Source organism: Pseudomonas sp. MPFS, assembly GCF_022537035.1.
Taxonomy (GTDB): Bacteria; Pseudomonadota; Gammaproteobacteria; order Pseudomonadales; family Pseudomonadaceae; genus Aquipseudomonas; species Aquipseudomonas sessilinigenes.
Map to the genome: position 1 here is coordinate 3,383,540 of NZ_CP066123.1, position 12,533 is coordinate 3,396,072.

General features: G+C 65.1%; 1 protein-coding gene (cut by a window edge). It reads left to right on the top strand.

Going from position 1 to position 12,533, the window contains the following annotated elements:
• A protein-coding gene (locus I9018_RS15730) for a non-ribosomal peptide synthetase (RefSeq protein ID WP_241110050.1) crosses the window boundary here: on the top strand, window positions 1-12,533 show its 5' portion. Its footprint extends 6,709 nt past the window's final position; 12,533 of the gene's 19,242 nt are visible here — the first part of the coding sequence; the start codon lies at window positions 1-3; its stop codon lies off the right edge, out of view.

Sequence of the window (12,533 nt, forward strand, 5' to 3'; positions counted from 1 at the left end):
ATGAAGCCTCAAACCTTCCCGCTGACCGCCGCGCAAAAAGCCATCTGGCTCGATCAGATCAGCCAGGGTGATTCGCCGCTGTACAACATCGGCAACTACCTGGAAATCCAGGGGCCGATCGTCCCCGAAGTGATGCAGCGTGCCGTGCAGTTGATGGTGGACAAGCACGATGCCCTGCGCCTCACCCTGGTTGACGAGACGGATGCCGATGGCGTGCCGTTGCAGGCGTTCGTGCCGGCGATCAAGGTCGATGTGCCATTTCTGGATTTCTCCACCCAGGCCGATCCCGTCAGCACGGCCATGGCCTTCGTTGAAGAGCACATGGCGCGGTCATTCCCCATGACCGAGGCGCCGCTGTGCCGGTTTTTCCTGATCAAACTAGCCGACACCCATTACTGGTCGATCAACCAGGCCCACCACATCATCCTCGATGGCTGGGCCTTCGGTGAGATGCTGCAATCGCTTGGCGCGCTGTACAGTGACCTGCTCGAAGCGCGGCAGCCGGATATGGAAGCCACGTCTTACGTGGACTTCATCCACGACGACCTGCGCTACCGTGAGTCGGCGCGCTATGCCAAGGACCGTGAATACTGGCAGGCGAAGTACCAGAGCCTGCCGGAGCCGCTGTTCACGGCGCGCCATCACAACCAATTCGCCAAGGGCAAGGCCCCGGGTCGACATTACGCACGGCCGTTCCCGGTGGCTTTACATGAGCGCATGGGAGAGCTGGCCAAAGACTTCCAGGCCTCGACCTACCATGTGCTGCTGGCTGCCATGTATGTCTATTTCACCCGCGTGACGCAGCGCGATGAATGGGTGGTGGGCCTGCCCTTGCTCAACCGTACGGGCAAGTTCAAAGGCACCGTTGGCATGTTTACCCAGGTCAGCGCGGTGCGCTTCAGCCTCGGTCGCGAGCTGACTTTTGGCGAGGTGATCTGTGCCGTGCGCGACGGGCTCAAGCAGGATTACCGGCACCAGCGTTTCCCCTTGAGTGGCTTGAACCTGCGCAACGAAAGCGGGCAGCTGTTCGATGTGACCTTGTCCTACGAACAGGACGACCATCTGTACCAGTTCGCGCAAGGGCTGGGCGACTCGGTCAAGGTCACCAACAGCCACGAGCAGATGCCTCTGGCTTTTCACCTGCGTGCGAGCAACCTGAAAGACAAGGCATGGGCCCACTACGTCTATAACGAAGCGTATTTCAATGCCGAGGAAATCGAATGCCTGGCGGAGCGCTTCACCTACGTGCTGGAGCAAGCGCTGGAGAATGCCGCGCTGGCGGTGAATGACTTCTCGCTGACCACCGAGCGCGATCGCGCGCTGTTGCAACAGTGGAACGCCGGCTCCAGTACGCCGGCCAGCGATGCCACCCTGCATGGGTTGTTTGAAGCCCAGGCGGCTTCTCGACCCGATGCGACCGCCGTGGTTTTCCACGAGCAGCGCTTGAGCTACGCCGAATTGAACCATCGCGCGAACCGGGTGGCCCACCGCCTGTTAAGCCTGGGTGTGCGCCCGGATGACCGGGTGGCGATCTGCGTTGAGCGCGGCCTGGAAATGATCGTCGGGCTGCTGGGCATCCTCAAGGCCGGCGCCGGTTATGTGCCGATCGACCCGGCGTATCCCCAGGAACGCATCAGTTACACCTTGCAGGACAGCGCACCGGTGGCGGTGCTGGTGCAGGCGGCGACCCAGGCACTGGTGGCCGAACTTACGGTGCCGGTGATTGATCTGGACGCGACGAGCCTGCACCAGGAATCGATACAGGACCCGCACGTTGCAGGCCTCACCGCAGCCAGCCTGGCCTATGTGATTTACACCTCAGGCTCTACCGGTTTGCCCAAAGGCGTGATGATCGAACACGGTAACGTCACGCGGCTCTTTACCGCCACCGATGCCTGGTTCAGTTTCAACGATCAGGACGTGTGGGCCTTGTTCCACTCGTTCGCCTTCGATTTCTCCGTGTGGGAAATCTGGGGGGCGCTGATTCACGGCGGCCAATTGCTGGTGGTGCCGCAAGTCACCAGCCGCTCGCCGGACGAATGCTACGCGCTGCTGTGCAGCGCGGGCGTCACCATCCTCAACCAGACGCCGAGCGCCTTTCGCTCGTTGATCGCCGCGCAGGGCCAGAGTGCCTTGAAGCACTCCCTGCGCCAGGTGATTTTTGGTGGCGAAGCCCTGGAGCCTGCGATTCTCAAGCCCTGGTATGCGCGCATGGCCAACGGCGGCACGCAACTGGTGAACATGTACGGCATCACTGAAACCACCGTGCACGTGACGTACCGGGCGTTGGAAGCAGCGGATGCGCAATTGGTCGGTACCAGCCCCATCGGCGGGCGTATTCCGGACTTGCGCCTGTACGTCCTCGACGCCCAGGGCCGGCCGGTGCCCCACGGTGTCGAAGGGGAGCTGTACGTGGGCGGTGCGGGCGTGGCCCGTGGCTACCTGAACCGCCCTGAACTCAACGCCGAGCGCTTTGTGCATGACCCCTTCGACCCCACGCCCGGTGCGCGTATGTACCGCACCGGCGACCTGGGGCGGTGGCAGGCGGATGGCAGCATCGACTATTTGGGGCGTAACGACGACCAGGTCAAGATCCGGGGTTTCCGTATTGAACTGGGTGAAATCGAAGCCCGTCTGGCGGCCTGCGACGGCGTGCGTGAAGCGGTGGTGGTCGTGCGTGAAGACGAGCCGGGTGATAAACGCCTGGTGGCCTACCTGATTGCCGCCGAGGGTGCCCAGCCTTCAGCCGCCGCGTTGCGCACGCAGTTGTTGGTGTCCCTGGCCGATTACATGGTGCCCAACGCCTTCGTAACGCTGGACAGCTTCCCGCTGACCACCAACGGCAAGCTGGATCGCAGGGCGTTGCCGGCACCGGATGCCGAAGCGTTTGCGCGGCGTGAATATCAGGCCCCACAGGGCGCGCTGGAAACTACCTTGGCGGGGCTTTGGAGCGAGTTGCTCGGGGTCGAGCAGGTGGGCCGCCACGACCAGTTCTTTGAGCTGGGCGGCCACTCGCTGCTGGCGGTGAAGTTGATCGAGCGCATGCGCCAGGTCGGCCTTAACGCCGATGTGGGCGTGCTGTTCGGTCAGCCGACCCTGGTCGCACTGGCGGCGGCCGCCGGCAACCGGCACCAGGTGCAGGTGCCCGTCAATGCCATTGCGCGCGACTGCCAACGCATCACCCCGGACATGCTGCCGCTGGTCCGGCTGCCCCAGGCTCAAATCGACACCCTGGTCGCCGGCATTCCCGGCGGCGTGGCCAACGTGCAGGACATCTACGCACTGGTGCCGTTGCAGGAAGGCATTCTGTTCCACCACCAGACCAGCACCGAGGGCGACCCCTATCTGCTGCAAGCGCTGCTGCGCATGGAGAGCCGCGAACGCCTTGTGGATTTCGTCGAAGCCCTGCAACAGGTGATCGCCCGTCACGACATACTGCGCACGTCGGTCGCCTGGCAAGGCCTGGACGAGCCGGTGCAAGTGGTCTGGCGTGAAGCCCGCCTGCCGGTGCAGGAGGTGCAACTGGCGCCTTCGGCCGAAGATCTGGCCACGCAGCTCACCCAACGCTTCAACCCGCGTCACACACGCATGGACCTGACCCGTGCGCCCATGATGGCGTTGCATTTCGCCCAGGAACCGGGCGGTGAGGGCTGTGTCGCGGTGCTGCAGTTCCACCACCTGATCGACGATGCCACCTCGCTGGCGCTGCTTGGCGCGGAAATCGAAGCCTGCCTGCAGGGGCGTGCTGACCAGTTGGCGCCTTCGGTGCCCTACCGCAATTATGTGGCGCAGACCCGGCTGGGCATCAGCCAGGCCGCCCATGAAGCGTTTTTCCGCCAGATGCTCGGCGACGTCGATGAACCGAGCCTGCCGTTCGGGCTTCAAGACGTGCAGGGCGATGGCCAGGGTATCCAGCAGGCCAACTTGCCGGTGGCCGCGCAACTGGGCCAGCGCCTGCGCGCCCAGGCACGGCGCCTGGGGGTCAGTAACGCCAGCCTGCATCATTTGGCCTGGGGCCAGGTGGTGGGGCACTTGTCCGGTCGCCGCGACGTGGTGTTCGGCACGGTATTGATGGGCCGCTTGAGCAGTGGCGAAGACGCCGACCGCGCCTTTGGCATGTTCATCAACACCTTGCCGTTGCGCGTCGAGGCGGGCGGTCAGGGCGTGGAAGACGCGCTGAAAACCACCCACGCGCGCCTGGCTGCCTTGCTCGGCCACGAACACGCGCCGTTGTCCCTGGCCCAGCGTTGCAGCGGTGTGGCCGCGCCTACACCGTTGTTCAGCGCCTTGCTCAACTACCGGCACGCGGCAGTCGGCGCGCAGTCGGCCGAAGATGCGGGCAAAGCCTTGAAGTGGGCGGGCGTGGAAATGCTCGGCGGTGAAGAACGCACCAATTTCCCGCTGATGCTGTCGGTGGACGACCTCGGCGACTCGTTTGGCCTGAGCGTGCAGGCGGTGGCGGGTGTCGACCCGCAACGCGTGTGCGGTTACATGCACCGCGTGCTGGAAGCCATTGCCGACGCGCTCGAGCACCAGCCGGAGCAAACCCTGCACAGCCTGGCGTTGTTGCCCGATGCCGAACGGCAACACCTGCTGGGCGACTTCAACGCCTTCGACACCCAGTACCCGGCCACGGCCACCGTGCATGCGCTGTTCGAGGCCCAGGCGCTGCGCCAGCCTGACGCCATTGCGGTGACGTACGAAGGGCAGGCCTTGAGCTACGGCCAATTGAACAGCCTGGCCAACCGCATTGCCCATCGCCTGGTCGCTGATGGCATCGGTGTGAATGATCGTGTGGCGATCTGTGCCGAACGCGGCCTGGAAATGGTTGCCGGGTTGCTGGCGATTCTCAAGGCGGGCGCGGGCTACGTGCCGCTGGACCCGGCCTATCCGGACGAACGCCTGGCCTACATGCTCCACGACAGCGCGCCCAAGGCGCTCTTGACCCAGCAATCCCTCATGCCGCGTTTCGGCGCGGCGGGTGTGCCCACCTTGTGCCTGGACAACCCGGCCGGCATCGCCGCACAACCTGCGCACAACCCACTGGTGCAAGGCCTGCAGGCTGACGCCCTGGCGTATGTGATCTACACCTCCGGCTCCACCGGCCAGCCCAAGGGCGTGGCCATGCCCCACGGGCCGCTGGTCAACCTCATGCAGTGGCAGATCGCGCAGACCGTGGCGGATGGCCGCGAGGCTCAGCGCACGTTGCAGTTTGCGGCACTGGGTTTTGACGTGGCATTCCAGGAAGTCTTCAGCACCCTGTGTGCCGGGGGTGAACTGTCGTTGATCCATGGTGATGTACGGCTTAACTTCCGCCAGCTGTTCCGTCATATCTGCGAGCAGCGCATCCAGCGTTTGTACCTGCCGTGCATCGCCTTGCAGGCGCTGGCAGAAGCGGTGGCCGATGAGCCGGAACTGGGCGCTCTGGCCTGTGCACTGAGCGATGTCATCACCGCGGGTGAGCAGCTGCGCATCAGCGCGCAGATGCGTGCGTTGTTCCAGCGTCTGCCGGGTTGCCGCCTGCACAACCACTATGGCCCGACCGAATCCCACGTGACCACGGCCCTGACCCTGGACGGCGATGCCGCCTCATGGCCGGTGCTGCCGTCCATTGGCGTGCCGGTGGCCAACACCCGAATCTACCTGTTGGATGAACAGCTGCAGCCTGTACCACTGGGCGTGGCCGGCGAAATCTACATCGGCGGCGTCTGTGTGGCGCGCGGTTATTTGCACCGTGATGACCTCACGGCCGAGCGCTTCCTGGCCGACCCGTTCGTGGCGGGCGGGCGCCTGTACAAAACCGGTGACCTGGGGCGCTACCAGCCCAATGGTGAAATTGATTACCTGGGCCGCAACGACGGCCAGATCAAGATCCGCGGCTTTCGTGTGGAGCTGGGCGAAATTGAAGCGCGCCTGGCCCAGTACGCCGGCATTCGCGATGCCGCGGTGCTGGTGCGTGAGGACAGCCCGGGTGACAAGCGCCTGGTTGCCTACTTTACGGCCGAGGCCGAACGCGCATCGCCGGGCATTGATGAGCTGCGTGCGCACCTGCAGGCACTGCTGCCCGACTATATGATCCCGGCCGCCTATGTACAGATGGACCGGTTGCCGCTGTCGCCCAACGGCAAGCTGGACCGTCGTGCGTTGCCGGTGCCGGAGGTCGAGGCGTTTGCCAGCCGTGAGTACGCGGCCCCTCAAGGCGCCACTGAAACGGCCCTGGCCGACCTCTGGGCCCAGGTGCTGGGCGTCGCCCGTGTGGGCCGCCATGACAATTTCTTCGAACTCGGTGGCCACTCGTTGCTGGCGGTCAAGCTGATCGAGCGCATGCGCCAGTTGGGCATGAGCGCCGACGTGCGCGTGCTGTTCGGCCAACCGACCCTGGTAGCACTAGCGGCTGCGGTGGGCGGCGGCAGTGAAATCCAGGTGCCGGCCAACCGCATTCCGGCGGACTGTACGCAGTTGCGCGCCGACATGCTGACGCTGATCGAGCTGAGCCAGGACGAGCTCGAGCGGATTGTCGCGCGGGTGCCCGGTGGTGCGCGCAACGTGCAAGACATCTACCCGCTGGCACCTTTGCAGCAGGGTATTCTCTACCACCACATCACCGCCGAGCAGGGCGACCCGTACCTGCTGCAAGCCACATTTACCCTGGGCAGTCGCGAGCAGCTCGACACCTTTGCCCAGGCCCTGCAAGCGGTTGTCGAACGTCACGACATCACCCGCACTGCATTGTTGTGGGAGGGCCTGGAACGCCCTGTGCAAGTGGTGCTGCGCCACGCTGAACTGGCCCTTGAAGAGCTGCATTTCGATACCGCCCAAGGCAGCGTGCTGGAGCAGTTGCGCGCGCATTTCGACCCGCGCCTCACGCGTCTTGACCTGGGCCGCGCACCGCTGATGCACCTGGCCTTCACCCATGATGAAGCCAATCAGCGTTGGCTGGCCCTGTTGTTGTTCCATCACATCGCCATGGACCACACGGCCCTGGATGTCATCAGCGAAGAAGTCCAGGCTTTTCGCAACGGCGAGTTTGCGCAGTTGGGCGCGGCCATGCCGTACCGGAACTACGTGGCCCAGGCCCTGCTGGGCGTCAGCCAGGCGCAGCATGAAGCGTTCTTCCGCGAGATGCTGGGCGATGTTGACGAGCCAACGTTGCCGTTCGGTTTGCAAGAAGTGCAGGGCGATGGCCTGGGTGTCAAGGAAGCGCGCCTGAACCTGGACCCGGACCTGTGCCGCCGCCTGCGGGCCCAGGCCCGTCACCTCGGCGTCAGCGCCGCCAGCCTGCACCACCTGGCCTGGGGCCGCGTGCTGGCCAGCGTCAGCGCACGGGACGACGTGGTATTCGGCACGGTGCTGCTGGGCCGCATGCAGAGCGGCGATGGCGCCGACCGCGCCCTGGGCCTGTTCATCAATACCTTGCCATTGCGCGTGGATGCCGGCGCAGCCGGTGTGCGTGCAGCGGTGCGGGCCACCCATGGGCGGCTGACCGCCTTGCTCGGTCACGAGCATGCGCCGCTGGTGGTGGCGCAACGTTGCAGCGGCGTACCGGCGACGTCGCCGCTGTTCAGTTCGATCCTCAATTACCGCCACAGCCCATTGCTGGAAAGCGAAGGGCCGCAGTACTGGGCCGGTACCGAAGTGTTCGAAGTGCGTGAACGCACCAACTACCCGTGCATGCTCTCGGTGGATGACCAGGGCGAAGGCTTCCAGCTGGGCGTACAGGCCACGGGCGTGGACGCTGCCCGTGTAGCGGCTTACATGCAAACCGCCTTGCACAGCCTGGTCCAAGCGTTGGAAAACGCACCGAATACCGCCGTGCAGCACCTGCCGGTATTGCCCGATGCCGAGCGTGAAACCCTGTTGGTGGCGTTCAATGCCACCGCCCGCGATTACCCACTGCAACAGACCCTGCACGGCCTGTTCGAAGCCCAGGTTGAACGCACCCCCGAGGCCATTGCCGTGTTGGCCGACGGCCAGCGCCTGAGCTACCGCGAGTTGAACGCCCAGGCCAACCGCCTGGCCCATCACCTGCAGGCGCACGGCGTGCAGCCGGATTCGCCGGTGGCGATTTGTGTCGAGCGCAGCGCCGACATGGTGGTCGGCCTGCTGGCGATCCTCAAGGCTGGCGGCGCGTATGTGCCGCTGGACCCGGCCTATCCGCAGGATCGCCTGGCCTACATGCTTGAAGACAGCGCCCCGGCTGTGGTGCTGGTGCAAACCGCCACCCGTAACTTGCTGGGTGACATCGGCGTACCGGTGGTGAACCTCGATCACGCCACCTGGCAGCACCTGCCGTCAAGCAACCCGTCGGTTGCCGCGTTGAACCCGCAGCATGCGGCTTACGTGATCTACACCTCCGGTTCCACCGGCAAGCCCAAGGGCGTGATCAACGAACACAGCGCGGTGGTCAACCGCCTGCTGTGGATGCAGGAAGAGTACGGCCTCGGTGCCGACGACACCGTGCTGCAGAAAACCCCGTTCAGTTTCGACGTGTCGGTGTGGGAGTTCTTCTGGCCGCTGTTCACCGGTGCGCGCCTGGTCATGGCGCGCCCTGGCGGACACAAAGACCCGCAATACCTGTGCGATATCATCGAGGCCGAGCAGGTCACCACCTTGCACTTTGTGCCGTCGATGCTTGACGTGTTCCTGGCCCATGGCGATGTCAGCCAGGCGGCCGGGCTGGTGCGGGTAATGTGCAGCGGCGAGGCGCTGCCGGGCAGCGTGGTGCGGCGCTTCAAGCAGCAACTGCCGGGCAGCCAGCTGTTCAACCTGTATGGCCCGACCGAAGCGGCAGTGGACGTCACGGCCTGGGATTGCAACGCCGCGCTGGCCCCGGACAACACCCCGATCGGCAAGGCCATCGCCAACACCCGTATGTACGTACTCGACCCGCACATGCAGCCGGTACCGCTGGGCGTCAGCGGCGAGCTGTACATCGGTGGCGTGCAGGTCGCCCGTGGCTACCTGAACCGCCCGGACCTGACGGCCGAACGCTTCCTCAAAGACCCGTTCAGCGAAGGCCGTCTGTACCGCACCGGTGACGTCGGGCGTTTCCTGGCGGACGGCAATATCGAATACCTGGGGCGTAACGACGATCAGGTCAAGATCCGTGGCTTGCGTATCGAGCTGGGGGAAATCCAGGCACGCCTGGGCGAATTCCCGCAGATTCTGGAGGCCACGGTGCTGGCCCGCGAAGACGTGCCGGGCGACAAGCGCCTGGTGGCGTACTACACCGGCGCGCCGGCGGCCACTGACGAGCTGCGCACCCACCTGCTTGCGCAACTGCCGGAGTTCATGGTGCCGCAGGTGTTTGTGCACCTGGACGCGTTCCCGCTGAGCCCCAACGGCAAGCTGGACCGCAAGGCGCTGCCGGCCCCGGACATGGCCGCGCTGCGCACCCATGAATACGAGGCGCCGCAAGGTGACACCGAAATCGCCCTGGCCCAGCTCTGGGCCGAACTGCTGAACGTGGAGCGGGTAGGGCGGCACGACAACTTCTTTGAACTGGGCGGCCACTCACTGCTGGCGGTCAGCCTGATCGGGCGCATGCGCCAGAAGGGCCTGAATACCGATGTGCGGGCGTTGTTCGGCCAGCCGACGCTGGCTGCGCTCGCAGCCTCTATGGGCAGTGCGCGAAGCCACGTGATGGTGCCGGCGAACCGCATCGGCGCCGATTGCCAACGCATTACCCCCGACCTGGTGCCGCTGGTGGCGCTCGACCAACCCACCCTTGACCGCATCGTCGAGCAGGTACCGGGTGGCGTGGCCAATGTGCAAGATATTTACCCGCTGGCCCCCTTGCAGGCGGGCATCCTGTTCCATCACTTGCAGTCTGCCGAGGGCGATCCGTACGTGCTGCAGGCCATGATTGGCCTGAGCAGCCGCGAACGCCTGGATGCCTTCAGCCAGGGCTTGCAACGGGTGATCGACCGCCACGATGCCTTGCGTACCGCCGTGCTTTGGGACGGTTTCGCCGAGCCGCTGCAAGTGGTACTGCGCGAAGCCCGATTGGTGGTGCAAACGTTGACGCTGGACCCGGCGCAGGGGGCCATCGAGGAGCAGTTGCGGGCGCGTTTCGACACCCGCCATCACCGCCTGGACCTCAGTGAGGCGCCGCTGATCCGCATCGCTTGCGCTGCCGACCCGCAGAACGATCGCTGGCTGGCGGTGCTGATGTTCCACCATATGATCATGGACCATACGGCACTGGAGCTGCTGCGCCAGGAAGTGCAGGGGTACCTGCAAGGGCAGGCCGCGCCGTTGGCCGAGGCACAGCCTTATCGCAACTACGTGGCGCAGGCCCGCTTGGGTGTCAGCGAGGCGGAGCATGAGGCGTTCTTCCGCGACTTGCTGGGCGATATCGTCGAGCCGACGCTGCCGTTTGGCGTTCGCGATGTGCAGGGTAATGGCAGCCAACTGCGCGAGTCGGCCTTGCCGCTCGAGGCCGAGCTGAGCCAGCGTCTGCGCAGGCAAGCCCGCCAATTGGGGGTGAGTGCGGCCAGCCTGTTCCACCTGGCGTGGGCCCGGGTACTGGGCGCGGTGTGCAGCAGCGACAACGCCGTGTTCGGTACGGTACTGCTCGGTCGCCTGCAAGGTGGCGAGGGGGCTGAACAGGCCCTGGGCTTGTTTATCAATACCTTGCCTCTGCGCGTCGACGTCGGCTCCGAGGGCGTGCACGCTGCGGCGCAGGCGACCCATGGCCGTCTCACCGCGCTGTTGAGCCATGAGCATGCGCCACTGGCACTGGCCCAGCGTTGCAGCGCGGTGGCGGCGCCACAACCGCTGTTCAGCGCACTGCTCAACTACCGACACAGCGCCATTGCCGCGGTGCAACAGGATGAGCGGGCGTGGCAAGGCATCGAGTTCTTCGCCGCCCAGGAGCGTACCAACTACCCGCTGACCCTCAGCGTGGACGACTTGGGTGATGACTTCAGCCTGGTCGCCCTGGCCGTGGACGAGATCGGTGCAGAGCGTATTTGCGACTTTATGCACACGGCCCTGGCGAACCTGGTGACAGCGCTGGAACACACGCCTCAGGTAGCGGTGAATCAGTTGCCGATCCTCTCGGCCCGCGAGCGCCAGCGGGTGCTGCAGGACCTGAACGCCAGTGCCAGGCAATACCCGGTTGGCCAGACCATTCACGCGCTGTTCGAAGCCCGCGCCGTGCAGCAGCCCGAGGCCATTGCCGTGCGCCAGGGCGATGCTCAACTGACGTACCGTCAGCTCGACAGACGTGCCAATCAATTGGCGCACAGCCTGCTCGAACACGGCGTGAGCCCGGACGATCGGGTCGCCATCTGCGCCCGTCGCAGCCTCGAAACACTGGTGGGCCTGCTGGCGATCCTCAAGGCCGGTGCGGCTTACGTACCTATCGACCCGGCCCACCCGCAGGAACGCATCAGTTACCTGTTGCAGGACAGTGCCCCGCAGGTGGTTCTGGCCCAGTCAGGCACCCGCGACTTGTTGGACGACACCGACAGGCCGGTGATCGCGCTGGACGGCGATCAGTGGCACCACCAGCCGACCAGCAACCCGAGCGTGGCCGGTTTGACCCCGACGAACCTGGCTTATGTGATCTACACCTCCGGCTCCACCGGTTTGCCCAAGGGCGTGATGGTTGAACATCGCACCCTGGAAAACCTGGTGAACTGGCACTGCGACGCGTTCGACCTGCACGCCGGCAGCCATACCTCCAGTGTCGCCGGTTTCGGCTTTGACGCCATGGCCTGGGAAATCTGGCCGGCCCTGTGCGTGGGCGCCACCCTGCACTTGCCACCGGCACAACAGGCCCACGAGGACATCGATGCATTGCTGTCATGGTGGGCCGCGCAGCCGCTGGACGTCAGTTTCCTGCCCACGCCCGTGGCTGAATACGCTTTGAGCCAGCACCTTGGACACCCGACCCTGAAAACCCTGCTGGTCGGCGGTGATCGTCTGCGTCACTTCAGCACGCCGCAGCGTTTTACCCTGGTCAACAACTATGGCCCGACCGAAGCCACGGTAGTGGCGACTTCCGGGCGGATAGACGCGGGCCGGACACTGCATATCGGCCGGCCGATCGCCAACACTCAGGTGTATGTGCTGGATGAGCACCTGCAACCGGTTGCGCGGGGCCTCACGGGCGAGTTGTATGTCGGCGGTGCCGGTGTGGCGCGCGGTTACCTCAACCGCCCCCAGATGACCGCCGAGCGTTTTATCCAGGACCCGTTCAGCCACGCCCCCGATGCGCGCCTGTATCGCACCGGTGACCTGGCCCGTTGGCTGGAAGACGGCACGCTCGACTACCTGGGCCGCAACGATGACCAGGTGAAAATTCGCGGTGTGCGCATTGAGCTGGGCGAGATCGAAACCTGCCTGGGCGAGCACCCGGATGTGCGCGAAGGCGTGGTTGTGGCCCGGGATGGCCGCCTCGTGGCGTACTTCACCGAGTACCAGGCGCTCGACCTCGACAGCCTGCGCGACTGGCTGCAAGCCCGGCTGCCCGACGCTATGGTACCGGCCGCCTATGTGCGGCTCGACAACCTGCCTTTGACGGC